Here is a 22,748-nt window from a genome sequence, read left to right on the forward strand (position 1 = left end):
TAGACAAAAGGCATTCGGATGAGCTCTATCCGAATGCTTTTTGTCATTTCTGGGGCTAATTTGATGTTTGTAGGCCTATTCGTTGACTATTTTTATACCGCTTTCGCTGGCTTCCATGTCCAGGATGCCAACTTTTTCAAGTTCATGGCAGCAAAAGTAAGCATCGCCTGCATGGACAATTTTTTGAGTCCTCTCAACGTTGTCCAACGCATACCATGCTTTTCTTTTGCATCTGCAAAGACACGCTCTATCGTTTCTTTGCGTTTTGCATAAATTGTTTTGTTCTCTTCTGTATGACGAAGGTGTTCAGCTTCATCTAAGTATTCTTGCCAGAGATGCCTTTCAATCAATTTCTGATGATTTTGGCTCTCCGTACATTGGCTTAGGAATGGGCAATTTTCACAAACCTTCGGATCGGAAGAGTATTGTCTGTATCCTTTTTTCGTAGTAGTTCTGTAAGGAAGCACTTGATCGTGCGGGCATATGTAACAATCAAAATGTTCGTCATACACATAATCACTTTTCTTGAAAAATCCATCTTTTGTTTTTGGCCGTGTATAAGGAAAAACCGGACGAATTTCTTTTTCGTTCAAATAGTGAGCAAGAGCAGGGTTCTTGTAAGCAGCATCGGCAGCAACAGCAACAGGTTTCTTGTGAAGCTCAGTTACTGATCAAGTAGAGGCTCGAATATTGCACTGTCGTGCACGTTACCAGGCGTAACGATTGTCCCCAGAACAAATCCTTTTTCGTCAGAGGCTGTGTGAAATGAGTAAGCGAACTGTTTTGTTCTTTCATCTTTTACGTAATAGCCACTTTCCGGATCCGTCGTACTTTCTTTAATCACTTTCTCTTCCGGTTCAAATTTATCTGGGGGAAAAGGCTTTTTTCCGTTTTCTTCGCGGTCTAGATTGAGTTCGTTTTGGAGCCTTTCCTCATATGATTTCGTTTCTTTTCGTACGATCTTTTTCTGATACTTTCGTTTATTAGCACTAGCCTTTACGTGAGTTGAATCAATAAATACCTGTTCTCCATTGACCAGTTTCTTATCAATCGCCTCTTTTAAGATGCGGTAAAATATCTGCTCAAACAGATCTGTATCCTTAAAGCGCCGTTCATAGTTTTACCGAATGTTGAGAAGTGGGGCACCTTGTCATGAAAACCAAAACCCAAAAACCAACGGTAGGCTAAGTTGGTTTCAATCTCTTCAATGGTTCTTCTCATGGATCGAATACCGAAAAGGTATTGGATGAAGGTCATTTTAATCAATATGACCGGATCAATACTTGGACGACCTCGATCTGCGGAATAGACTTTCTCTACTAATGGATAGATGAAAGAAAAATCGAGAGCTTGTTCAATTTTACGGACTAAGTGATCTTCCGGCACCAACTGTTCAAGTGTAATCATTTCTAGTTGATCGCGATTCATTTGATTATTTTTAGACAACATCCAAATCACCTCTGTATTGTTCTATTTTCATTATATAAAAAAACTGCCGACAAATCCCCCAAAAAGGGGGGATTTGTCGACAGTCTGAAGCTTGTATGATTTCATACAAGCTTTTTTTATGTCTGATTAATTCAATACTTGATTCTTTCGTACCATCGACTTTGATGGTTCTAATCGCATTCCGATATTCAGAATACGGTCCAGCTGCTGGCTTGCTTTTATGGTAGTGATGGAACTAGGTCCGTCTATTTTGGCGCTTTCAAACATTTCCTTCCGATATTTCTCAATAAGAATATCCATCATGTTCAAGAGAATCACCTCACATTTCATGCAAAATATCCGTGACTAGTTTATATATTGTCATGTTATTTCTGTTTTAAACAGCTTTGATCATTTTAAAAAACATTTATAAAGAAGTCAGCTTTTTAAGCAGACTTCGAAATTCTTGATTCAATCTCTCGAAATCTTCCCGCGAAAGTCCGCTTGTTTTCAGCATGAATTCTGGAACACGATGCGCTTCTTCTTTCAGGTTTTGGCCCTTGTCCGTTAAACTGATCTCGACTTTGCGCTCATCTGCTTTAGAACGAATGCGCTCAACCAAACCAGCTTCTTCAAGTCTTTTCAGCAAGGGAGTGAGTGTGCCTGAATCTAATAAGAGTTCCTTGCCTAAATCCTTCACGCTCAATTTTTTATGCTCCCATAAAACGAGCATGACTAAATATTGAGGGTATGTTAGATCAAGCTCCTGCAAAATGGGCCTGTACATTTTTGTCATCTCCCTGGAACACGCGTAAATGGAAAAACAAAGCTGCTGTTCTAGACTGAGAGGGTGTTTATCTGAAGGCATTGGTTAATTACTCCCGACATTTATTTATTGACAAACCCATTATACCCTTGCTATATTAGTTTTTCAAAAACAAATTGCACGCAATTTAATTTTATGAAATGAAATGGGGATACTATCATGCAAAAACTTTACACAGCAACTGCAACTGCGACAGGCGGAAGAGAAGGAAGAGTTCAAACGAAAGACAAACAACTTGATCTAGCGATTGAGATGCCAAAAGCTCTTGGCGGAAGAGGCGGAGAAGGAACGAATCCAGAGCAATTGTTTGCAGCGGGTTATTCCGCATGCTTTGATAGTGCATTAAATTTGGTGGCAAGAACAGAACGTGAAAAAATCGGCCAAACATCGGTTACATCACATGTATCAATTGGAAAGGATGATACAGGCTTCGGATTATCTGTTATCCTTGAAGTTCACATTCCGGATGTAACAAAAGAAAGAGCTGAAGAGCTTGTTCAGAAGGCTCATAACGTTTGTCCATATTCAAAAGCAACAAAAGGAAATATCGAGGTTGAATTGAAAGTTGTCTAATACCTGAAAAAGAGCTCAGTCCAAAGTGAACTGTACCCTTTAAAATGGACAGTGAAATAAAAAGTGCCTAAGCAGCTAGTAAGTGTCCTCGGTATTGAGCCGGGGTCATTTTCTTTAGTCCCCATTGATAGCGATGATGGTTATAGACTTCGATAAATTGATCAACCTCTTTTGTTAACTGCTGAAGATTTTCACATGCTTTATGATGAACATGATCTTTAAAATGGCCAAAGAAAGATTCCATTGGAGCGTTATCCCAACAGTTTCCCTTTCGGGACATAGATTGCATGAGACCTAGATCTTTCACTTTATTTTGGAACAGAGGATGAGTGTAGTGAACGCCTTGGTCTGAATGTAGAATGGCTTCAGGATGAAACAGTTCTGTAGATTTTGCGAGCTTTCTTAACGTCTGATAAACGATATCCATTTCTAAAGAAGTTGATAAGTGGTACGCTAAGATTTCTTTGGTAGCTCCGTCTTTTACACATGACAAATAAGATTTCTGACCCTTTCCGTAATAGAGATAGGTAATGTCGGTTAACAGTACTTTTCCTGGCTCTCTTTGATCAAACTTGCGGTTTACGATATTTTTACACGTTCGATGTTCTTGTGTTGCCTTCGTCATCTTCCGATAAGGATTAGCTCTTCGAATTCTTGTGTTGAGATCGTACTTTTTCATAAGCCTTCTAATTTTTTTGTGATTCATGATAACACCAAAATCATTTTCCAAAATCATTTTAATGGACAATGCGCCAGTACGCCCTTTATGGATACGGAATATTTCTCTGATTAGATGACTTTCCTGATCATCAGAATCTTCTCTCGCTTGTCGTTTATTATCTGACTTTAACCAAGCGTAGAAACCGCTTCTGCTTACTCCGGCAAGCTGACAGAAATAAGATACATGCCCCTGTGTGTGATGCTCCTTCAAGCTTCTCTCGATAAGTTGAAATTTCTTTGCTGCTTTTAACGTCTTTTCTTCAGCGCCTGCCTCTCGAGTTCTTCTAGCTTTTTTAAAAATTCATTCTCTGTTTCAAGATATTTAATCCTAGCCTCAGCTTTTTTCAGTTTTTCTTCGACTGATAACTCTCTTGAACTTGTACGGCCAGTACTAGCCTTGCCCCTGCGATCATCTTGCAGACCATCCTCTCCAAACTGTTCAAACGTCTTACGCCAGCGTTGAAGACATCGTTTCGGTTGTTTTTTTCCTATGATATCCAAGTCAAATCCATGCTCAATAAAAATCTGAGAAGGCCCCTTACCAGTGTGATACTCTTGAACAGCTCTGACCTTAAAGGCTGGTAAATACGTTATGGAACGGTCGGATGCATGCGATACATTAGAATTTATAACTAACTCATTTATTTGGGTTTCAGTAAACAATTTTTTACTCATTTAGGAATCTCCGTTCAAATTAATATTTTAATTATAAACGGGTTAAACATGTTTAGACATAGAAAAACCCGAATATGGGGCACTTTTAATAAGTGTCCATTATTCGGGTAGTAGTTCAAAAGGACCGAGCTCTTTTTCATTATTGAATGGCAGCCTGAACATTGATGACTCCGGCTCCATAATAAAATGGATCTCCAAGTGGAACAGCTGTATTTTTTAAGCGGTTTCTCACTTCGATATTCGACATGCTCGGATATTTAGAAAGAATTAAAGCGGCTGCACCCGCTACGTGCGGCGATGCCATGGAAGTACCATTAAAAGAAGCGTATCTATTGCCCGGAACGGTGCTCAATGTGTTGACACCCGGAGCCATGACTTCAAGCTCTGAGCCGACACTTGAAAAAGATGCCCGATTGTTCGAGGAATCAACTGCACCTACTGCAATAACAGAACTGTATTTGGCCGGATAGCCGATTGTGTTCCGTTTGCCTTTTGACCCGCTGTTGCCTGCAGCTGCTACAACAACAACGCCTTTATTATAAGCTTGATCGACAGCCTGCTGAAGGGCGGCTGAACCCTGGCTGCCGCCAAGACTCATATTAATAACATCCATCCCATTGTCAACAGCCCACTCAATGCCTTGAGCAATTCCGCTATAGGTGCCGCTTCCGGAGGAATCAAGTACTTTTACAGCATAAAGAGTGACATCCGGGGCAACGCCAAGAACACCGGTTGAATTATTCAATGCAGCAACAGTCCCGGCTACGTGCGTTCCATGGCTGTCACCATCTATGAATGGATTCGGTTCAGCCGCAATGAAGCTTGCGCCTCCTGCCACATTCAAATCTTCATGAGAGGCGTCAATTCCTGTATCAAGTACAGCAACTTTTACACCGCTCCCTTTAACTCCTGAAGATTGAACAGCATCTGCTTTAATTTGAGGAATACCGTATGGAACGGTCTGGCTGGTGGCTTTCGCTTCGAAATCTTCTTCAATAAATGTGACATTCGGATTTTTTTGAAGAGCCGCTGCTGCCTGATCCGGCAGAGAGGCGTGGACAACGTTCATATATTTATATTGATGCTTGACCTTACCGCCGGCACCCGAAATTAGATTCGCTTTTACTTTAAAATCTTTGACAGATGCTTTAATTCCGATTAAATAATCTTTCTTTACTGAAATAGCCTCAGCAGACTGTGAGGAAAAAAACATGGACAAAAACAGGACAAAAGCAAATAAAATACTCAGAGCCTTCCACTTTTTCATGAATAAACCCCCTTACATAGTATAGAATAATCATAGAGTCAAAAAAGTTTGACTATTCTATCAATTATGCTACCATTTTAATAGAGTCATTTGTATTGGGAAAGATGGGGCCTTTTTTCCGAATAATAGGGAGAAATAGGGGGGATGTTTCCTGGTGGTTTTTGCAGATTGGGAAATATGGGTCTTTATTTTATGTATTATTCAGAAAAATTGAGGCTATTTTCCCAATACGAAAGCAAAAGGATTCGGCATAATAAAGAGAGAACTAAACATACAGATTAGTATAGATGAGGTGCTGTACATGGAAATAGGAAGTCGAATAAGGTTCTATCGCATTCAGCAAAATAAGACGCAGGAGGAACTTTCACGAGGCATCATTTCCACTTCTTACTTATCGAAAATCGAAAACAATCAGACGACTGCAAGCATCGAAGTCCTTGATTTCTTATGCAACAGGCTTGAGATCAACCTCATCGAAGAAGAAGAAATTCCTCTGATGAAATCCTTATTTGACTGGTATCATGATATCGTTCACCGCAAGCACGATCATCTGAAAAAAAGGTACATTGACCTGCAGAAAGAAATCCTTTCGTCAAGTGATACAACGGCCATGATTTACTTTGTTCTGTTTGAATTCAGGTATTTGCTGACAGAAAGAGAGTTTGCAGAAGCAGATTCGAAGCTTGAAAAAATCAATTTGTACAAAGACATCTTTGAAGAAAAGATGACCTACTATTACGAGAAATTTGTCGGTCTTCATCACTATCTTCAAAGCAAATATTCGACAGCCCTCCTGCACCTCAAGGGAGCGGAGCGGTTTTTAACAAAGCACCTCCCATTTGAAAAGTGGGAGGAAGCAGATCTCTATTATTCAATTGCCCTAACTCTGAGTCAATTAAGAAAAGCGGCACTGGTCATCCAGTACACTCACTTTGCTTTAAATATATATCAATCAAGATACGATTTAATGAGATGCGCAGAGTGTCAGATTCTGCTAGGAATTAATTATTTGCGGTGTGAGGAGCATACCCGCTCAGAAGAAAGCTATTTGCTGGCCAGGAAGATTGCTGAGCAGCTGAATGATAAAAGTCTGCTTGGAATGATCTATCATAATATGGGGTACCTCAGTTCAATTACCAAAAAATATGAACAGGCAATCGGTCGATACAATGAAGCTCTGCAATTTAAAGATAAGAATGAATCATTAAGCACTATTTTTTCTATCCTGTATGCCTATTATCAATTAGAAAATAAAGAAGAAGCTGGGAAGTGGATAATAGAAGGCAAAAACATTTTAGAAAATAACCCTAATCAGGAATATCACTATCATTTTAAAATCTATGAATATTTGCTGCAGGATAATCTATCATCAGAATTTGAATATTTTATGATGGAAGTTGTTATCCCTTACTTTATAGAGCACGAAAAACAGCAGTATATTATCGAGTATTCAGAGCTTATGGCATCATACTTTGAAGATCGCCACAAATATAAATCAGCCGTTCAATATTATCAAATCGTTTGTAGCGCTTTGAAAAGAGCATATGCAAATTAAATAACAAGGGAGAGCTAGTCATGAAAAAAATAGTTATGGGCATCACTGCAGGGATTTTTTCTTTAGCATTTGCAGCGGGAGTTGGATTGTTTTCTGAGCCGGATCATCCGAAGATTGTATCGGAGCCAGATCATCCGAAAATCGTTTCAGAACCAGATCATCCGAAAATTGTATAAATCAGAATTTGAAGGCAGTGCATCTGACAAGGTGCATTGCTTTTTTTGCGGATGAATTTTTTAATTTGGCTGTTTTTCACGTTGATTGGGAGACTATCGGAGGGAATCTTGAGACATCTAAATGGACTAAAGATTAATTCCGATACTTTGAAAGATAATTCCAAGACTTTCCGGATTAATTCCGGGACTTTGAACAATAATTCCGATACATTCGTATTGAATTCCGCACAAATGTGAACAAAACAGATTTCCTCTCCATCTGAACAGTCGATTCTGTTTTTATCTGAATGTTCTGTCAAAATAGCCGATGAACAATATATGAGCCTAATTTCACATTGGAAATCAGGCTGATATGGGGAATATTGTCTATTTTTCAGATTAGAGGGGGCACATAAGATGAAGCGATTAAAAATAAGGAAGCCAAGAGAGAAAAAGCGCTTTGCATCATTTTCTTTAAAAGGGAAGCTGCTGGGCAGTTTTTCGGTTATTATTGTGCTCAGTCTTTTGATGGCGGCGTTTAGTATGATCGGTTTCAGCATGGTTAACAGACAGACGAAGCAGATTGTGCAGGAGGACATGCAGCCGCTTCTTGCGGAAGGGAAGCTCAGTGACAATATTACACAGCGTGTATCTTTAATCAGAGCATATTTTATTTATGGAAAAGATGAATATAAAGATCAGTATTATGAGCTGACCGAAGAAAGTCAGGCGCTTCAGAAAAAACTGCTTGCTCAAAGTGATAACCCGAAAAGCCGCGAATTAATGAAAAAAAGTGCTGAATGGGAAGAAATCATTGAAGATGAAGTCATTAAAAGCTTTGATTCTGGAATGAGGGTAACAGTGAACCAGGACGCTCCGGGGATGTGCAGAATCTTGCGGATGAGCTTACAGAGGGGTTTGATTCTCTCGCAACAATGCGGATTCCTTATCTGACTTGTCCGGAAAACTGAGCAGGCTCGTCAATCGTTTTCAATTTTAGACACCAATAAAATGAGGGGCTGACAACCGCCCTTCACTTTTTATTGCGAAAATGAAATTGTGCATTTAACTGGCCTTCGAGCATTTTTTTGCGGTAATCGGGATTGCTGCGCATTTCTTTTTTTCGCATTTCTTTTAAGATTTCATTTGTTTGTACGCCATCTTCCCGTTTGTTTGCAATCTCCATGAGCCTTTCCACATCGGAAAATGAATATTTTCTTGTACCCCTTGTTGTTCTTTGAGGCGAAATTAAACGTCTTTCCTCATAATAACGGATCTGTCTTAATGATAAGCCTGTTAGTTCGCTGACAATTCCAATTGAAATGACTTTTTTGTCTTTATATGAGTGGTCGTGCTGTTCCATATTTCCACCCCGCACATTAGATTCTTTTTCCAATTATACCTCACCCTCACCGGGGAAAGTGAAGTTTTGTGAGGAAATCTAACATGATTTGTAAGAAAAAAGAAAATAACGTGTGAGGTTTGTTGACAATAATGCTGATATTTCATTTGCTTCTTATTAAACTAACAGTAAGAGAAGGAGGAGACAGCATGGACATGAAGAAGGCAGCTGAAATTGCCAAAAAAATCGTTGAATTAGATGTAAGGAGGGATGAGATGCTTGAGGATCTCCAGACCGTTATCGGGAAAGATGCTTATGAATTTCTCCGTTTTGTGCAAAACGGCTTCTTAAAAAAATCATCCTGATTGACTGCTGAGCGGATAGGAGGAATAGCCTGCCAAAAATTGATTCAGCCCATCGATGTATTCCTCTGTGAATAAAGAGGTTACATCACCAAAGCGATCCAGTTTTGTTTCATAAGCACATATAAAAAGAAGCTTTTTATCAGGAATTGAAAGGCGTGCGAAAAAGAGCTGCTCATGTTTTGGTTCAAGTGTATTAAGAAAGTAAATGTCTTGATTATGCTGATTTCTTCGGAATGCTGCCAGCCGAATGTGCTTCACTGTTTCATCATCTCCCAGAGCGTTTTAGAAACTAGTGTCGACCATTTACATCTTTTTAACACATGTCAGTGAAATTTTACACGTTCTTAATTGAAGAGCAACAATTAACGTGTAGAGTGAAGAGAGAACAAATAGAAAGGGGAAACGAGAAAATGAGTAAATTATTTCAAAAAGCATTGGAAGATCAAAGAGCCTTTTACTGCAAGAAACTATTAGCTCTTTGCATCTATAATCAAGAAGTTTTGAGCAGCATGACGCTGTCAGAATTAAAAAAGGAATACCATTATTTTTATAACAATATCCCTTTAATCAAGCTTTCACATAAAAAGTCTGTATAAGCGTGAGTTCAGAGTGCTTATAAAGAAAGCATTCAGTGTGCATGTGACCTTGTCTTTATTGGGGCTAGGAGGAACTTTTTCGGAGGCAAATTGATCTAGTGCCTGCTGTTTTCGATAAATTCAATGAATAAGAAAGCCTCGGTTCAAAGTCGAGTTCTTCTCCGGCTTTTTTTCTTGCGGGAGAGGCATCACTTCAATCTGCACGCCAAATATGATCGAAGCAGCTTCAGCGCATCCTATCCTAGCCCTTATTGGAAATCCATCTATATTCTCCTCAAGTAAAATCCCTCACCGATCTGCAAAAATCAATTTTTGCTATAAAAATAAAGCGGACAACATAGTCGTTATGATTGAAGTGACTTTCCAAGGCTTACAAACGATGAATTCTTCTTTATCAATCATTTAAAAGTATTTCTTCTACGTTCTTCCACATCAGTTCGCCTGCAGAAAATAGCCTCCGCTTAACATTGTGTGTTAAAATAATGAAAAGATATGAAGGCAGGAGCTAATTGGGTATGAAACTTGCAGGTATCGTTTTAGCCGGCGGGCAATCACGCCGGTTTGGGTCAGATAAAGCCATAGAACCTTATAAAAACAGCACTTTTTTAGAGCTTGCACTAAAGAATTTGAAAGCGGTAACAGAAGTTGTGGCAGTCATCGGGCGAATGGCTTGTTCTGCTGAAAACGTTCAATATATCTTGGATAACGCCAAATATAGGGGGATGGGTCCTCTCGCTGGACTGTATACAGCAATGAAAGAGGTTCAGGCAGAATGGTATCTTGTACTGGCATGCGATATGCCGCTTATTGATCAGGATATTCTGGCAGCTCTGCTATCTGGCATAAATGAAAAACATCCTGCAGTTATTCCTGTCATTGATGGAAAATATCATCCTCTCTGTGCTTTGTATCATTGCACTGTTTTACCTGAGATTGAGAGATTATTAGATCTTAAAGAATTAAAAATGATGACTCTGTTGGACAAGTTAAATCCCGTCTATTTAAATGAATCGAATTTTAAGAATCCCGTCCGTTTTGCCAATATGAATAAAAGAGAGGATTTAATGATTTTAGGAGAGCAGTCACATGAAAATTCAAATCCAGGAGTGGGGTAATCATAGGACCGGAATGAGTCCTCAATACAGTTCAAATCCAGAAATCGGGCAGGCCTAATTGAATCCTATGAATCTGGTAAATCAAAAAAGAAACTACTTCAAAAAACACAGGATTGATAGTAGAATAAATAGTAGAACTGTGTGAATCTTAAGACATTTAAAGAATGTTAAAGTAAGAGGGCGATGAGAATGATGTCTTATACAGATGAAGAACTTGAACTTGCACTCAATTTATTTAAAACGTTTGCAAGGGCTTTTAAAAGTGTGTCAGAGCACTCCATCCGCGACAGCAAAGAACACGGCTTTAATCCGACGGAGTTTTCAGTGCTTGAACTGCTTTACACGAAGGGCCCGCAAAAGCTTCAGCAAATCGGTTCAAGACTGCTGCTTGTAAGCGGCAATGTCACCTACGTGATTGATAAGCTTGAAAAAAATGAATTTATTTACCGTGAACAAGATCCTAAAGATAAACGGTCTGTCTATGCGAAGCTGACTGAAAAAGGACAAACCTACCTGGATGAAATCTACCCGATTCACACGCTAAGAATGGCACGCGCATTTTCCGGACTATCAACAGAGGAACAGCAGCAGCTCATGGCCTTGCTGAAAAAAGCAGGCGTTCATAGCCAGCATTTATTGTTTCGTTAAAAATCCCGCAGATGCCGGGAAGACTAATGAAGTTTTTTTAGGACAAGATCAAACAATATTTACAGCAGTGTGAGAATTCTAAATGAAATCATATATTATGAACCATACATTTCCCAGGTTGAAAATTTTGGGGATTTTTACGAGCAAAAGCTCAATCATTTGATATAAAAAGGGAATAAATGGATAACAGCTGAAGAAAAATGGTCATAAGTTATAAAGAATGCCGATTAATCTTGGCATTCTTTTTTATTTTTTTCTATTCTTTTTTTGCAAGAAAGAAATCCAAACAAGACTGCTTACTCCCGCAATAAACAAATGAAGAGCTGCAAATGAAAAAAATCCATGAAACGATACAACAAAGTCTTTCTGCAGCAGGAGAAGCTGAACAATCAGCAAGCCTCCGATATGATCCCGTGCAGCATCCGAAAACCAGCCAGGCTGAAAATAATACGTCGTAAAATAAGTTTTCCACCAGTAGTGCTCGTATATTTCTAAATACAAAAATAGGACTTCTATAGCGGATATGCAAAAACTGACCAGCAGCATGACCGGAACATCTAATTTGTAAAAGGCGATGACGGCAGCGGACATCGGCACAATCATAACCTGACTGATAAGCGAGCCAAATGTGCTGTCGAAGAAGGGCGCTGCGAAAACCTCAGGCTTATACGTGTATGATTGTAAGAAAACAAAAATGAGAATTTCAAACAGGTAAGCAAGACCTGCATTGAACGTATTTGTTTTAACCTGGTTACTTGCCGATTCTTTTCAAATTCTTTCTAATATAAGCGATTTACTTTCCATATGAGCAAGATTGCTGTCTTTTTTCCTTTGACCGCCTAATTAAAGAGGTGTTACTGCTTATTTTTCTCTATAAAATCTAATACCTGCTGAATCACTTCATCCTGAGGCGAAGTGAAGTAATCTTGAAATGGACAGCCCTTTTTAATCCGCTCTGCTACATAATCCATAGTAAACTGATTAACCTTCAGATCTTGCATCACCTCATCCCAGAATAAAGGGGCCGCTGCATATGCACCCTCAGGATTCCCTCTGACAGAATAGGGCGCAATGATCGTTTTTCCTTCAGCATGTTGAATGTAGTCGACATACAGCCTGTTTCCGCGGTTCTTTTTAAGCCGTTCGATCGTATACAATTCTGGGAATGCATTGACTAAGTAATCCGCAATAAAGGATGTAAACTTTTTTGTCTGGTCATATGAAAACCGATTATTGGTAATGGGAATATGAATTTGTATTCCTTTTCCGCCTGATAGTTTTGGGAATGAAGCAAGTCCGAATGAGTCAAAGAGCTTGCGCATTTCGAGCGCTGCTGAGACAGCCAAGTGAAAATCAGTCCTCGATGGAGGATCTAAATCAAAGACAATTTCATTCGGACAAGAGGAATTAAAAGTCTGGAAAGGGATATGAAATTCCAGGGCGAGCTGATTTCCAAGCCAGATCAAGGTTGAGATGTCGTTGCACATGATATAGTCAATTCCATCCTGCTTTGCGGTTTCCACAAACTCAGGCGCATAATCCGGGCAATTTTTTTGATAAAAGGCTTCATCAGAGGTTCCGTGCGGATATCGAATAACGGTGAGAGGTTTATTTTTCAAAAAAGGAAGCATATAATCAGAAACCCCCACTAAATAAGCCAGATAGTCTGTTTTCGTCCGCAGGGGACTTTCCCACAGCGGTTTATCAGGATGTGTGATCTGGACATCTTCGTGAAACGAAACAGCATTAAGCTTCAGCTGCTCCCAGGTGCATTCATGCGGGGAAAGATCGAACCTGAAGGCAGAAAAAGAGGGCTCACGCAGCTGATTTTTATAGAACTCCAGAAATTGCAGCTCCACGCAGATCGCAGGGGAAATCGTGATCCATTGTGAATCCTCGCTATCCTTATTTTCCTTTAGAATCTTAATTAAAGAGTCACGGTCAGCCCCCTCCAGCCCGTGAGAAAAAACACCCGCGTCTATCACATTCTCTCCTTTGAAAACACCCGCTTTAAAATACCCATTCTTCTTGTCATATCCTATAATGAAAAACAAAGCATATTTGTAATTTTTTATTTTCAGCCAGGACTTCGTGCGCACCCCGGCCTCCCACTTGCTTTTATGTTCTTTTGCAATCATTCCTTCCGCGTCAAATGCACGAATGCCTCTCCATAAAGTCTCATGGCTCGCATAGGAAGGAACGTATTGGATGAGCTGATTGCTCTTACGGGGTTCAAGAGGCAGACCGCATGCAGAAGCGATGTTATTTAAGAGCGTTTTTCGTGAAAGATAGTCATGAAAAGCTGTTTTTTCCTGCTTGCATTCAAGAAGGTCAAAAATTAAATACTGGCATGGATTTGTTTCTGCCTCTAGATTGATCTTTTCTTTGGCCCTCAGCCTTCCGCGCTGCTGAATGACTTCAAAGGATGCTTTATATGGATTTTTTAATGAGACAAGCTCGCCGTCAAACATGCACGGCATAAATTCTTTCAGCCTGTCAAAGATAGATTGGACAGCGTTCATGATTTCGGGGAAAAGAGCGCCTAAATCTTTCCCATTTCGGCTCGTAAACGTGATGCCTTCTTCTGAAATGGACAAAATTGCCCTGAATCCATCATACTTGACTTCATAGCTCCACTTTTCTCCTTCAGGTATTCCTGCTGAAAGTGTTGGAAGCATTGGTTTAACATACATGGCAATCGTCCTTTTTCATTCTTTTTTACTTACTATTTCTCATACGGATACTATTTATGAAAGGGAGCGTTTCAACTTGAATAAAGCTGTTTTTCTAGACCGCGACGGCGTCATAAATGAAGTTTTGACTGACCGTGTCAAATTCGTCAATCATCCATCTCAGCTATATCTTTTAGAAGGGGCGGCAAAAGCTGTAAGCCTTCTCTATAACAAAGGCTTTACCATTTTTGTCGTGACGAATCAGGGAGGGGTGGGGCTTGGATATATGAAGGAGGAGATGCTGCAGAGGATTCATCAAAAGATGATTAAGGAAATTGAACAAGAAGGCGGCCGCATACATGAGGTTGCTTATTGCGCCCATGCTCCGTACGCAGGCTGCAGCTGCAGAAAACCCGAGCCTGCCATGATTACAACACTTGCTGAGAAATATGGAATCAATTTAGAGCACAGTTACATGATCGGCGACCGTGATGTCGATATCCTCGCAGGGAAAAGCGCGGGTGCAAAAACAATTTTAATAGGTTCCGCTGATCACGGTGCGGATTATTGTTTTGATACGCTGCTTGAAGCGGCATATTGGATCATAAAGAAAGAAGAAAACCTCGTTTGACCTGACGAGGGTTTCTTTATGACTACGCTTTTTTGCGGACTGTTTTCGTTTTTTTCTTCGCTTTGGCAGGCTCAGGTTTTTTAGGAGCAGTTTCTTTTTTTGCCGGCTTTTCTTTTGAGCGGTCAATGCTTGCCTGTAGAGCACTCATTAAGTCAACGACATTTTCACGCGGAGCATCTGCCGGTGTTTTTCCTTCGTTTTGGCCAGCTTTCTTTTGAATGAGACCAAGAAGTGCTTCCCGGTAGTCATCTTTGTAAGTTTCAGGGTTAAAGGTCGTTGTTAGCTGATCAATCAGCATAATCGCAGTTTCAAGTTCTTTTTCTCCAAGCTCTGTTTTTTCAGGAACACTTGGCACATCAGAAGTATTCCGGACTTCATCCGGATAATGAATGGTTTCCATCACAATTGTGTTCTGATATACGCGGAGAACAGCGAGCTGCTGCTTAGAACGGATGGTCATTTCGGCAACTCCGATTTTTCCTGATTTTAAAAGGGCCTCACGAAGCAGTGAATAGGCTTTTCCTCCATTTTCTCCAGGGCCGACAAAATATGATCGGTTGAAATAGATGGGATCAATATCTTCCAAGTTCACAAAATCGATAATTTCGACTGCTTTGTCTTCATGCTCTTGTTTAAGCTGTTTCAATTCTTCTTCATCTAAAATGACAAACTTGCCCTTCACATATTCATAGCCTTTGACAATATCGTCATTCCCGACTGTTTCATCACAGTTAGGACATTTTTTTTCATATTGAATGGGGGTATGACATTTACTGTGCAAATTTCTGAGCTTTACATCTTTATCTTCGGTAGCTGCATATAATTTGATTGGGATATTCACCAGTCCGAAGCTGATGGACCCTTTCCACATTGTGTGCATGATTTTCTCCTGCTTTCCTTTTTTTTCTTAGCTTCTGCGTTTACGAGCGGATGATGTGCAGAAAAAAATGGTTTTTAGCTGAACTCTGTCAATTCTTTCAGGAAAAAGACGGTCGTACATTTCGATTCGTTTTTTAAGGTGAAAGTTTATGATCTTTTTTTGTGGGAATACATTTAGAAAATAACGATTCCAAAAAGGAGGGGCTGCAATGTCACGAAATCAGACTATGAACGTCCTGAACCCAGCTACATTAAACAGTGCTGAAAAGATAGATGAAACGCCAATTTATCATATTCAGCAAATATATGAGCTTTCAAAATCAGCCTTTGACACATGGAAAGAAAAAAGTGTAAAGGAGCGGCTTTCCTTCATCCGGAAATTAAAAAACGTGATGCTCGACCGAATGGATGAAATTATTGAGGTGATAGCAGACGATACTGGAAAAGTGAAAGTAGAAGCTGTCACAGCGGATGTTATGCCGGTTTTGGATGCGATTGCTTTTTTAGAAAAGACGGCGGAAAAAAGTCTTGCAGTGCGCCGGGTGCAGACGCCGGTCACTTTCTGGGGAAAGAAAAGCTATATAGAATATATGGCAAGAGGCACTGTGCTTGTCATTTCACCATGGAACTATCCGCTTCAGCTGGCTATGGTCCCGATGCTGAATGCTCTTATTGCCGGCAATTCAGTTATCCTGAAACCATCCGAAGTTACGCCGTTAGTTGGGAAATGCATTGAACATTTGTTCATGCTGGCTGAGTTTCCAAAAGGGATTGTACAAGTTGCCCATGGAGGCAAAGATGTAGGAGCTGCGCTGACTAGAGAAAAACCTGATTATATTTTTTTTACCGGATCTGTTGCGACGGGAAAAAAAATTCAGGAAGAAGCATCTAAAGCATTAACACCTACGACACTTGAACTTGGAGGGAAAGATCCAATCCTTATTTTCGCAGATGCCAATCTGGACCGGGCGGCAAAGGGTGCAGCGTGGGGAGCTTTTACTAACAGCGGTCAAGTGTGCATCAGCTCTGAGCGAATTTACGTAGAACAGAGTGTTTATGAAGAATTTCTTGAAAAACTTCAAAGTGAAACTTTAAAGCTCAAACAGGGCACAGACGTAAATGATGATATTGGATCCATGACCTATCGGGGCCAGATAGAAATTATGAAAGAACAACTGGAAGAGGCAATAGCAGGAGGTGCCAGGTTAGTAAGCGGTACGATGCCGCGTGATTGGGATTTGTCTCAAGGCCTTTTCATTCCCCCAACCATTGTCGTTGATGTTCATCAAAAAATGAAGCTAGTACAGGAAGAAACATTTGGACCTGTTGTAACTGTCATGCCCTTTCAATCAGAGGAAGAGGCAATAGAACTTGCAAATGACTCCATCTACGGGTTAAATGCCAGCGTTTGGAGCAAAGACTTAAAGAAAGCGAAACGGGTTGTTTCAAAGCTCGTTACTGGAAATGCGGTTATCAATGATGTGATGATGTCAGTAGCCAACCACCATCTTCCATTCGGCGGAGTGAAGCACAGCGGAATAGGAAAGTACCACGGGAAGCAGGGTATACGTGTGTTTTGTCATGAAAAGTCTGTTTTACTTGATCGGGGAAAGAAAAAGACGGAGATTCAATGGTATCCCTATCAGAATAAATACCCTAAAATCCGATCATTTCTAAAGGTGCTTTTCAGGAAAAAATAAAAAAAAGTAGCCGTACCTCTTGAGACGGCTAGTTATTATGTTGATTTAAATAGATTGAATGACGATGACTAACACCCCTAGCGCCCAAACATAAACGGCAAATCCTTTTAAGGAGTGCTTTTTTACATAGCCGATCATCCATTTTACTGCGATGTAGCCCGTAAATGCAGCGCTCAAAGTTGCCAGGAGCAAAGGGATGAAGCCGATAGCCGCTGCCTGCCCTGAAAAAAGATCTGCTGATTGAAACACGATGGCCCCAAATATGGCCGGAATGGAGAGCAAAAATGAAAAGTAAGCTGCGGTTTCTTTATCGATTTTTCGCATCAAAGCTCCTACAATCGTCATCCCTGACCTTGAAATCGCGGGAAATATAGCAAGAGCCTGGAAACAGCCGATAAACAAAGCGTCGCCTGCAGTTAAATCATCCAGTTTCTTTGAACCCATTTTTATGGAATCCGCAAACCATAAAAATACTCCTGTAATTAAAAACTCCCACCCGATGGTGACACCGGACTTTGAAATGCCATCAAAAAAATCACTGATAAACACCCCTGCGAAAACGGCAGGCAGTGTTCCTGCAAATAATAAAAATGTCAGCTTGGTAAAAGGATTTTTTAAAAGCTTAAGTAAAATATCTCTGTAAAACACGATGAGCGCGATAAAGGTTCCGATGTGCAGCATCGTATCAAGAAAGATTCCGCCGTCTTGCATTCCGAACAGCTTTCTTCCCAAGTAGAGATGTCCTGTTGAACTTATCGGCAGAAATTCAGTCAGACCTTGTATGAATCCTAATATCATTGCCTGCAGCCAATCCATTTCTTCACCTCAATTAAAGAATAGGCTCTTTTCGTGACCTTCCATCTGCATCATCCAACCGAAAAAAGCCAAAAATTAATAATCTTTAAAGTTGTCCCTTTTTAAACGTATGTGTAGTATGATAGCTTGTAGAACTGAAAAGGAGTTTGGTACTGAACATGGAACATTACATTCTAGCTTTTATTGAATACTTTAAAGACCTTTCGTACTTTGGCGTGCTCCTTGCACTGTGCTTTGAGTTTGTGCCTGCTGAAGTGGTGCTGCCGCTTGCAGGGTATTGGGTTTATCAGGGAGATATGACTTTATGGGGGACGGTTCTTGCCGGAACGGTCGGGGGAACAATCGGTCCGCTTACCCTTTATGCGCTTGGCCGCTACGGGGGAAGACCATTTCTCATAAAGTATGGAAAATATATGTTTATCAACGAAGAAAACCTTTCAAAGGCAGATGCTTTCTTCGAAAAAAACGGAGCGATGGTGGCATTTACCGCCCGTTTCCTGCCTGGAGTCAGAACGCTGATCTCCATACCATGCGGAATGGCTAAAATGAACGTCTGGATTTTTTCCATTTATACGTTTGCTGCAATGCTTCCTATTACGTTTTTATACGTATTTCTTGGGTTTAAACTTGGTGACAAATGGGAGGAAGTAGGCGGAATAGCGAACGACTATTTACTTCCGGCGGGTGTTGTCATTGTCATTATTTTTCTTTTGTACAAGTTTATGACAAGAAAAGCAATCAAGCCTACAACATTCACTCATAAGAATTAAATAAAAACACCTTTTCCAGGTTAAGGAAAAGGTGTTTTTTAGGATAGAAGTGAAATGATATTGGGTATATAGATTAAATACACGATTAGGAGGAGTGAAAGAATGGATGTAGCTCTATTGCTCGAGTATGGCTGGGTACTCTTAGTATTAATTGCCCTTGAAGGGATATTAGCAGCGGACAATGCTTTAGTCATGGCCGTTATGGTTAAGCATTTGCCTGATGAACAACGGAAAAAAGCGCTGTTTTACGGATTGGCGGGAGCCTTTGTGCTGCGCTTTGGTTCCTTGTTTTTAATTTCATTTTTAGTTGAAGTCTGGCAGGTTCAGGCGATCGGAGCGATTTATCTCCTGTTTATTTCGATCAATCATATATTAAAAAAATTCGTCTTTAAAAAGGATCTCCATAATCAAAAGGAACGAAAGGAATCAGGGTTTTGGGGAACTGTTATTAAAGTTGAGCTTGCTGATATCGCCTTTGCGGTCGATTCGATACTAGCTGCCGTTGCTCTTGCCGTTACATTGCCAGAAACCGCCCTGCCGACAATTGGCGAACTTGATGGCGGACAGTTTTTAGTCATTCTTTCCGGCGGAGTTATTGGCCTGATCATCATGAGATTTGCAGCAAGCTTTTTCGTTGCACTTCTGCAAAAGCGGCCGAGTCTTGAAACAGCAGCCTTCGCCATCGTCGGCTGGGTAGGTGTTAAGCTCGCGTTATACACGCTAGCGCACCCTGACATCAATCTTATAGATAAACATTTTATAGAATCAGCTACTTGGAAGCTGATCTTCTGGATTGTCCTTGCAGGCATTGCCATAGCAGGATGGTTCCTGTCAAAAGACGAAAGCGACAAGCCGGAATCAGAAGAAGAGCGCATGATTGAAGAAGCGGAACACAGATAAAAAAGCAGCATCCGAAATGAATTCGGGTGTTTTTATGTTTGGGAATTGAGCATTTTGCTGGCTTTTATATGGTGTACTCGCCTCATTTAAGCAGCAGTAGATAAAACCTGATTTCCGAAAGTGAAACCGGTATTGCAGATAGTTACAAGGCGCCAGCGGATTATGAAACACCGGTTTCGGATAGTTAGGTTCATAGGGCTGAATCGCATCTGCAATATGTGTACTTTTACACTTCTTAACGGATCAATATGCCATGAGCAGCTAGTAAAGGATATTTTCGGGTTGAACTTGGACAATTGGCGAGTCTTTTTGTGGTTTCACACCTCATTTTGGATTCCATATTGGCTAGTGATTTAGAAATAGAAAGAATTCCATCCAGTTATTTGAAATTTATTCCTGTAATTAGATATAAATTTCAAATTACAGCCAATTTTACTATATTTTTCACATACTTTGTAATCTTTTTGTAAAAAAAGAATTTTTACACCCTTAAATTCCGATTTCATTTCGTAGCTGTTTATTGAGAAAAAAATAAATGAGAGGAGTAAATCCGCAGGTTTAAAGTCATCTAACAGCTTCAAATCTTTTTCCGTCTCCCATTTCCATTTATCCGATAGGCAAGCATAATTCCAATTTTCTTCCTTTGCGCTCTCCATGCAAATTAGCTATGATTATACGAAGTAATATGGGAGAAACTGAGGTGAGAACCGGTGCTTAGCCTACTGTTTAAACTTGGCAAAAAGAAACCAACTTTAGAAGATACCGTCTTGCAGATACAAGATGGGGATCAGCAAATGCAGAACACACTAATTGACCAATATAAACCATTCGTGGCAAAAACCGTTTCTTCGGTTTGTAAAAGATACATTGATGAGAGAGACGATGAGTTCAGTATTGGTCTCATTGCTTTTAATGAAGCCATTGAAAAGTATTCAACTGAAAAAGGGAGCTCGCTTCTTGCTTTCGCCGAATTGATTATAAAGAGAAAAGTGATCGATTATATCCGGAAAGAGGCAAGAAATCCCCAAACAGTGAACATTGACCTTCAGGAGCATGAAGAAGGCGAGGCCTCACAAAGCAAGATCGAGGCGGATCTGTCGATTGAAGAGCATCAGAAACTGATTGAACAAGAACAGCGCAGAGAAGAGATTGTTTACTTTCAGACAGTCCTGCAGGAATTTGGCTTGTCTTTTTCAGAACTGATGGAGCAATCTCCAAAGCATATAGACGCAAGACAAAATGCAATTAAGGTGGCGCAAATACTTATTGAACATGATGAACTCAAGCGCATCCTGTTCACAAAAAAACAGCTTCCGGTCAAACAGCTTGAGACGCTTGTATCTGTCAGTCGCAAAACAATAGAGAGAAATAGAAAATATATTATTGCAATGACAATTATTTTATCTGGGGATTACATTTATCTGAAAGACTATATAAGAGGGGTGCTTCAATCATGAAAAAAGGGATCGTCGTTGATCGAAATGATGATTACGTCACATTACTTACCCCCGATGGACAATTTTTGAAAGCAAATAAACAAAAACGTTCATACGAGCTGGGTGAGGAAATTACTTTTTTTCAACTTTCAGATACAAGCGAAAGGGCAAAGCCGTTAAGCATCTTTAATTTGCGCGGAATTAGAACCGGGTTATTGGCAGGTATGGCTCTTATTCTTCTTTTTTTTACAGTGCTGCCCGTTTTTAAAGATGACAAAGTGTATGCTTACATGACAATTGATATCAATCCAAGCTTTGAACTTAGATTGAATGAGAAGCTTCAGGTCGTGCAGATAGAGCCGATGAATGAAGATGGGAAAAAAATGCTTGATGATATAAAAGGCTGGAAAAACCGCGAGATCTCAGACGTCTTTTCCAAGATTGTCGACAAAAGCAAAGATTTAGGCTATTTAAAGGGAGAAAAAGAAATATTCATAACGACCGTGACCACAGATGACAAACATGAATCCGTCAAAAAGAAAATGCGGGCTGATGTTGACCAGTTAAAGGATTCATATAAAAACGAAAATGTAAAAGTCAGTGCAGTTGAATCTGATGTTGAGACAAGAAATAAAGCAGCAGATCAAGGCATTTCAACCGGCAAGTATATGCAATTAAATGCAGAAACTGCTCCCTTAAACGAAAATAAGGGCGAGAAAGAAGAAGGAAAGCAAGAGACACCCAGTCATGCTGATGAAGAAAACAGCAAGAAAACGCCTCCAGCTGTAAAGCCTCCTGCGGAAGAAAAAGAAAAGCAAGCGCCTCCTGAAATACCGGCAAAAAAAGAAGAGCTGAAAGAGACCATTCCGGAGAAGAAAAAAATTACCCCTCTGCCGCCAAAAGATAAGGTATCGATAAAAAAAAACAATAAAGAAGCTGAAAAAGCAAAAAAAGAAGCTAAGAAAAAACGGCGTAAAGAGGAAAAGGGCAAATGGCAGCGTGAGGAAGACATAGACGATGATGATAGACGACACAGGGACAATGATCAATATATTAAAGATAGAGACAGAGATGATGACGATGAAGATAACGACGAGGGGTCAAGATTTGATCGTGATTAATTCTTAAAGTGCCAAAATAAGAGGATGACTTGATCGGATTGGCGCTTATTAGTTTTTACATAACTGGTAACAGAAGAACCGCCGGGGTGGATGCACCCCGGCGGTTTTGCCATGTTATTCAGTTTTAGAGGATTGTCCGCCAAGTCCTGCTTGTGCTTGAGCGACTAAGCGCTTTGTAATTTCTCCACCTACAGATCCGTTTGATCGTGCTGCTGTGTCAGATCCAAGCGAAACTCCAAATTCCTGTGCAATTTCATATTTGATTTGATCCAGTGCCTGTTCAATTCCTGGAACAAGTAATTTGTTGCTGCTGCGTGCCATTATTTTCAACTCCTTTGTTAAATGATCAGCCTGATATGGCTGTTCTTATAGTGTTGATTCATGCAGAAATAATATACTGGCAATTGTCACCGTATGTCTTCTGCGTGAATATGCCTGAATGAAAGGATTTGGAATAACAAAAACTACCTTCATACTATAAGAGGCGGTGAAGTGATGGATATCAGAAGCGGTACGTTTTTTTGGCCTGAAACTGTTACTCACAAACCGATATTAGCT

Annotated in this window: 25 protein-coding genes and 1 pseudogene; 14 read left to right on the forward strand and 12 right to left on the reverse strand. The window is 40.1% G+C overall.

Features of this window, described 5'->3' with window-relative positions; all coding sequences use genetic code 11:
• Positions 1-92: 92 nt before the first annotated feature.
• The 3 genes and pseudogenes from LIT25_08355 to LIT25_08365 form a co-directional block, all read right to left on the reverse strand.
• Positions 93-1,449: pseudogene (locus LIT25_08355) on the reverse strand (IS1182 family transposase).
• A 126-nt stretch (positions 1,450-1,575) separates the two neighbouring features.
• Positions 1,576-1,752: an aspartyl-phosphate phosphatase Spo0E family protein gene (locus LIT25_08360; GenBank protein USK35291.1), complete on the reverse strand. Its 177-nt coding sequence runs from the start codon at positions 1,750-1,752 to the stop codon at positions 1,576-1,578.
• Positions 1,753-1,855: 103 nt separating this feature from the next.
• Complete coding sequence (locus tag LIT25_08365; protein USK35292.1) at positions 1,856-2,296, reverse strand: MarR family transcriptional regulator; 441 nt, start codon at positions 2,294-2,296, stop codon at positions 1,856-1,858.
• Between the two features lie 117 nt (positions 2,297-2,413).
• Between LIT25_08365 and LIT25_08370 the strand changes: the two genes are divergently transcribed.
• Positions 2,414-2,827 (forward strand): organic hydroperoxide resistance protein, encoded by a 414-nt coding sequence (locus LIT25_08370; protein ID USK35293.1) that lies wholly within the window; start codon positions 2,414-2,416, stop codon positions 2,825-2,827.
• A 67-nt stretch (positions 2,828-2,894) separates the two neighbouring features.
• On the opposite strand, the gene LIT25_08375 is transcribed toward LIT25_08370, so the two are convergent.
• A protein-coding gene (locus LIT25_08375; protein ID USK35294.1) for an IS3 family transposase occupies positions 2,895-4,222 on the reverse strand; the annotation gives its coding sequence in 2 pieces (ribosomal slippage) (positions 2,895-3,850 and positions 3,850-4,222; 1,329 coding nt in all).
• Between the two features lie 139 nt (positions 4,223-4,361).
• On the reverse strand, positions 4,362-5,489 hold the full coding sequence (locus LIT25_08380; GenBank protein ID USK35295.1) for a S8 family peptidase: 1,128 nt from the start codon (positions 5,487-5,489) through the stop codon (positions 4,362-4,364).
• A gap of 301 nt (positions 5,490-5,790) precedes the next feature.
• Between LIT25_08380 and LIT25_08385 the strand changes: the two genes are divergently transcribed.
• From LIT25_08385 to LIT25_08395, 3 genes are all read left to right on the forward strand, one after another.
• Complete coding sequence (locus tag LIT25_08385; GenBank protein USK35296.1) at positions 5,791-7,044, forward strand: helix-turn-helix transcriptional regulator; 1,254 nt, start codon at positions 5,791-5,793, stop codon at positions 7,042-7,044.
• A 20-nt stretch (positions 7,045-7,064) separates the two neighbouring features.
• Positions 7,065-7,220: a hypothetical protein gene (locus LIT25_08390; GenBank protein ID USK35297.1), complete on the forward strand. Its 156-nt coding sequence runs from the start codon at positions 7,065-7,067 to the stop codon at positions 7,218-7,220.
• Between the two features lie 396 nt (positions 7,221-7,616).
• The gene (locus LIT25_08395; GenBank protein USK35298.1) at positions 7,617-8,153 is read left to right on the forward strand and encodes an MCP four helix bundle domain-containing protein; all 537 of its coding nucleotides are present in this window, start codon (positions 7,617-7,619) and stop codon (positions 8,151-8,153) included.
• A 79-nt stretch (positions 8,154-8,232) separates the two neighbouring features.
• On the opposite strand, the gene LIT25_08400 is transcribed toward LIT25_08395, so the two are convergent.
• A complete protein-coding gene (locus LIT25_08400) occupies positions 8,233-8,562 on the reverse strand; it encodes a MerR family transcriptional regulator (GenBank protein USK36211.1) in 330 nt (109 codons plus the stop codon).
• A gap of 188 nt (positions 8,563-8,750) precedes the next feature.
• Between LIT25_08400 and LIT25_08405 the strand changes: the two genes are divergently transcribed.
• The gene (locus LIT25_08405) at positions 8,751-8,906 is read left to right on the forward strand and encodes a hypothetical protein (GenBank protein USK35299.1); all 156 of its coding nucleotides are present in this window, start codon (positions 8,751-8,753) and stop codon (positions 8,904-8,906) included.
• Here LIT25_08405 and LIT25_08410 read toward each other — a convergent pair.
• Positions 8,898-9,164, reverse strand: coding sequence for a hypothetical protein (locus LIT25_08410; protein ID USK35300.1), 267 nt, complete (start codon positions 9,162-9,164; stop codon positions 8,898-8,900). The genes LIT25_08405 and LIT25_08410 overlap by 9 nt on opposite strands.
• A gap of 152 nt (positions 9,165-9,316) precedes the next feature.
• Here LIT25_08410 and LIT25_08415 point away from each other — a divergent pair, with 152 nt between their 5' ends.
• The 3 genes from LIT25_08415 to LIT25_08425 all read left to right on the forward strand — a co-directional run bounded on the left by LIT25_08415 (position 9,317) and on the right by LIT25_08425 (position 11,265).
• The gene (locus tag LIT25_08415; protein USK35301.1) at positions 9,317-9,502 is read left to right on the forward strand and encodes a stress protein; all 186 of its coding nucleotides are present in this window, start codon (positions 9,317-9,319) and stop codon (positions 9,500-9,502) included.
• Positions 9,503-10,017: 515 nt separating this feature from the next.
• Positions 10,018-10,617, forward strand: a complete 600-nt coding sequence (locus LIT25_08420) for a molybdenum cofactor guanylyltransferase (GenBank protein ID USK35302.1) — start codon at positions 10,018-10,020, stop codon at positions 10,615-10,617.
• Between the two features lie 183 nt (positions 10,618-10,800).
• Positions 10,801-11,265: a MarR family transcriptional regulator gene (locus LIT25_08425; protein ID USK35303.1), complete on the forward strand. Its 465-nt coding sequence runs from the start codon at positions 10,801-10,803 to the stop codon at positions 11,263-11,265.
• Positions 11,266-11,511: 246 nt separating this feature from the next.
• Here LIT25_08425 and LIT25_08430 read toward each other — a convergent pair whose 3' ends face one another.
• Together LIT25_08430 and LIT25_08435 are read right to left on the reverse strand one after the other, a co-directional pair.
• Entirely contained in the window at positions 11,512-11,868 is a 357-nt protein-coding gene (locus LIT25_08430; protein USK35304.1) for a hypothetical protein, read from the reverse strand.
• A gap of 251 nt (positions 11,869-12,119) precedes the next feature.
• A complete protein-coding gene (locus LIT25_08435) occupies positions 12,120-13,958 on the reverse strand; it encodes a DNA ligase D (protein ID USK35305.1) in 1,839 nt (612 codons plus the stop codon).
• Between the two features lie 76 nt (positions 13,959-14,034).
• On the opposite strand from LIT25_08435, the gene LIT25_08440 reads away from it, so the two are divergent.
• The gene (locus LIT25_08440; protein ID USK35306.1) at positions 14,035-14,568 is read left to right on the forward strand and encodes an HAD family hydrolase; all 534 of its coding nucleotides are present in this window, start codon (positions 14,035-14,037) and stop codon (positions 14,566-14,568) included.
• A gap of 22 nt (positions 14,569-14,590) precedes the next feature.
• Here the strand turns inward: LIT25_08440 and LIT25_08445 are convergent, their stop codons facing one another.
• Complete coding sequence (locus tag LIT25_08445; GenBank protein USK35307.1) at positions 14,591-15,448, reverse strand: Ku protein; 858 nt, start codon at positions 15,446-15,448, stop codon at positions 14,591-14,593.
• Positions 15,449-15,656: 208 nt separating this feature from the next.
• Here LIT25_08445 and LIT25_08450 point away from each other — a divergent pair, with 208 nt between their 5' ends.
• Positions 15,657-17,147 carry an aldehyde dehydrogenase family protein gene (locus tag LIT25_08450; protein USK35308.1) on the forward strand — a complete coding sequence of 497 codons (1,491 nt, stop codon included), beginning with the start codon at positions 15,657-15,659 and terminating at the stop codon, positions 17,145-17,147.
• 45 nt (positions 17,148-17,192) lie between these two features.
• Here LIT25_08450 and LIT25_08455 read toward each other — a convergent pair whose 3' ends face one another.
• A complete protein-coding gene (locus LIT25_08455) occupies positions 17,193-17,963 on the reverse strand; it encodes an undecaprenyl-diphosphate phosphatase (protein ID USK35309.1) in 771 nt (256 codons plus the stop codon).
• Positions 17,964-18,121: 158 nt separating this feature from the next.
• Here LIT25_08455 and LIT25_08460 point away from each other — a divergent pair, with 158 nt between their 5' ends.
• The 4 genes from LIT25_08460 to LIT25_08475 all read left to right on the forward strand — a co-directional run bounded on the left by LIT25_08460 (position 18,122) and on the right by LIT25_08475 (position 22,190).
• Entirely contained in the window at positions 18,122-18,733 is a 612-nt protein-coding gene (locus LIT25_08460) for a DedA family protein (GenBank protein ID USK35310.1), read from the forward strand.
• A gap of 102 nt (positions 18,734-18,835) precedes the next feature.
• Positions 18,836-19,633 (forward strand): TerC family protein, encoded by a 798-nt coding sequence (locus LIT25_08465; GenBank protein USK35311.1) that lies wholly within the window; start codon positions 18,836-18,838, stop codon positions 19,631-19,633.
• Positions 19,634-20,343: 710 nt separating this feature from the next.
• Positions 20,344-21,090, forward strand: coding sequence for an RNA polymerase sigma factor SigI (gene sigI / locus LIT25_08470; GenBank protein ID USK35312.1), 747 nt, complete (start codon positions 20,344-20,346; stop codon positions 21,088-21,090).
• Positions 21,087-22,190, forward strand: coding sequence for an anti-sigma factor domain-containing protein (locus LIT25_08475; protein USK35313.1), 1,104 nt, complete (start codon positions 21,087-21,089; stop codon positions 22,188-22,190). Before sigI ends, LIT25_08475 begins: the two co-directional genes overlap by 4 nt.
• A gap of 114 nt (positions 22,191-22,304) precedes the next feature.
• Here LIT25_08475 and LIT25_08480 read toward each other — a convergent pair whose 3' ends face one another.
• Positions 22,305-22,511, reverse strand: a complete 207-nt coding sequence (locus LIT25_08480; protein USK35314.1) for an alpha/beta-type small acid-soluble spore protein — start codon at positions 22,509-22,511, stop codon at positions 22,305-22,307.
• Positions 22,512-22,748 lie beyond the last annotated feature (237 nt).

Origin of the sequence: Bacillus sp. F19, assembly GCA_023823795.1 — a bacterium.
GTDB lineage: Bacteria > Bacillota > Bacilli > Bacillales > Bacillaceae > Bacillus_P.

Excerpts from the sequence above, each read along its gene's own strand:
- LIT25_08360 (USK35291.1), bottom strand. The coding sequence starts at position 1,752 with ATGATGGATATTCTTATTGAGAAATATCGGAAGGAAATGTTTGAAAGC.
- LIT25_08365 (USK35292.1), bottom strand. The coding sequence starts at position 2,296 with ATGCCTTCAGATAAACACCCTCTCAGTCTAGAACAGCAGCTTTGTTTT.
- LIT25_08370 (USK35293.1), top strand. The coding sequence starts at position 2,414 with ATGCAAAAACTTTACACAGCAACTGCAACTGCGACAGGCGGAAGAGAA.
- LIT25_08380 (USK35295.1), bottom strand. The coding sequence starts at position 5,489 with ATGAAAAAGTGGAAGGCTCTGAGTATTTTATTTGCTTTTGTCCTGTTT.
- LIT25_08385 (USK35296.1), top strand. The coding sequence starts at position 5,791 with ATGGAAATAGGAAGTCGAATAAGGTTCTATCGCATTCAGCAAAATAAG.
- LIT25_08390 (USK35297.1), top strand. The coding sequence starts at position 7,065 with ATGAAAAAAATAGTTATGGGCATCACTGCAGGGATTTTTTCTTTAGCA.
- LIT25_08395 (USK35298.1), top strand. The coding sequence starts at position 7,617 with ATGAAGCGATTAAAAATAAGGAAGCCAAGAGAGAAAAAGCGCTTTGCA.
- LIT25_08400 (USK36211.1), bottom strand. The coding sequence starts at position 8,562 with ATGGAACAGCACGACCACTCATATAAAGACAAAAAAGTCATTTCAATT.
- LIT25_08405 (USK35299.1), top strand. The coding sequence starts at position 8,751 with ATGGACATGAAGAAGGCAGCTGAAATTGCCAAAAAAATCGTTGAATTA.
- LIT25_08415 (USK35301.1), top strand. The coding sequence starts at position 9,317 with ATGAGTAAATTATTTCAAAAAGCATTGGAAGATCAAAGAGCCTTTTAC.
- LIT25_08420 (USK35302.1), top strand. The coding sequence starts at position 10,018 with ATGAAACTTGCAGGTATCGTTTTAGCCGGCGGGCAATCACGCCGGTTT.
- LIT25_08425 (USK35303.1), top strand. The coding sequence starts at position 10,801 with ATGAGAATGATGTCTTATACAGATGAAGAACTTGAACTTGCACTCAAT.
- LIT25_08430 (USK35304.1), bottom strand. The coding sequence starts at position 11,868 with ATGATTGTGCCGATGTCCGCTGCCGTCATCGCCTTTTACAAATTAGAT.
- LIT25_08435 (USK35305.1), bottom strand. The coding sequence starts at position 13,958 with ATGTATGTTAAACCAATGCTTCCAACACTTTCAGCAGGAATACCTGAA.
- LIT25_08445 (USK35307.1), bottom strand. The coding sequence starts at position 15,448 with ATGCACACAATGTGGAAAGGGTCCATCAGCTTCGGACTGGTGAATATC.
- LIT25_08450 (USK35308.1), top strand. The coding sequence starts at position 15,657 with ATGTCACGAAATCAGACTATGAACGTCCTGAACCCAGCTACATTAAAC.
- LIT25_08455 (USK35309.1), bottom strand. The coding sequence starts at position 17,963 with ATGGATTGGCTGCAGGCAATGATATTAGGATTCATACAAGGTCTGACT.
- LIT25_08460 (USK35310.1), top strand. The coding sequence starts at position 18,122 with ATGGAACATTACATTCTAGCTTTTATTGAATACTTTAAAGACCTTTCG.
- LIT25_08465 (USK35311.1), top strand. The coding sequence starts at position 18,836 with ATGGATGTAGCTCTATTGCTCGAGTATGGCTGGGTACTCTTAGTATTA.
- LIT25_08475 (USK35313.1), top strand. The coding sequence starts at position 21,087 with ATGAAAAAAGGGATCGTCGTTGATCGAAATGATGATTACGTCACATTA.
- LIT25_08480 (USK35314.1), bottom strand. The coding sequence starts at position 22,511 with ATGGCACGCAGCAGCAACAAATTACTTGTTCCAGGAATTGAACAGGCA.